This is a genomic window from Liquorilactobacillus vini DSM 20605, assembly GCF_000255495.1.
In the GTDB taxonomy this organism is placed as follows: Bacteria; Bacillota; Bacilli; order Lactobacillales; family Lactobacillaceae; genus Liquorilactobacillus; species Liquorilactobacillus vini.
On the sequence record NZ_AHYZ01000162.1, the window covers coordinates 1 to 483 of the forward strand.

Below are 483 nucleotides of genomic sequence, written 5' to 3' on the forward strand. Positions count from 1 at the left end.
CTTGACGATGTTTCAAATTTTTCAAAGGGAAGTGGTTTTTCCAAAGGTGATCTCAGAAAAGATGGGCAGCCGGTTATCCTCTATGGAAGAATGTACACTCGATATGAAACTGTAATCAAAGATGTCGATACCTTTGTAGCGCCGGATTCTAAAGGGGTATTTAGTCAAGGTGGCGAGGTCATTGTACCTGGTTCGGGTGAGAGTGCTGAAGATATTTCACGTGCGTCCGTAGTTACGAATTCTGGCGTGTTGCTTGGTGGGGATATAAACATCATCGAGCCAGGAAGCGAACTCAATTCAGAGTTTTTGGCTTTGTCAATTTCGAATGGCCAGCAAAGAAAAGAGTTAGTTAAACGAGCTCAAGGAAAGTCCGTAGTGCACTTGCATAATTCTGACCTCCAGAAAGTTGTTCTCAAGATTCCCAGTAAGGATGAACAGCGAAAAATCTCGAAGTTTATCGAAAAGATTGAGTTCGCTATCGTT

Annotated in this window: 1 protein-coding gene; it reads left to right on the forward strand. The window is 42.7% G+C overall.

Going from position 1 to position 483, the window contains the following annotated elements; genetic code table 11:
* A partial coding sequence (locus ON15_RS08870) for a restriction endonuclease subunit S (protein WP_010581132.1) occupies nucleotides 1-483 on the forward strand: 483 nt, incomplete at both ends.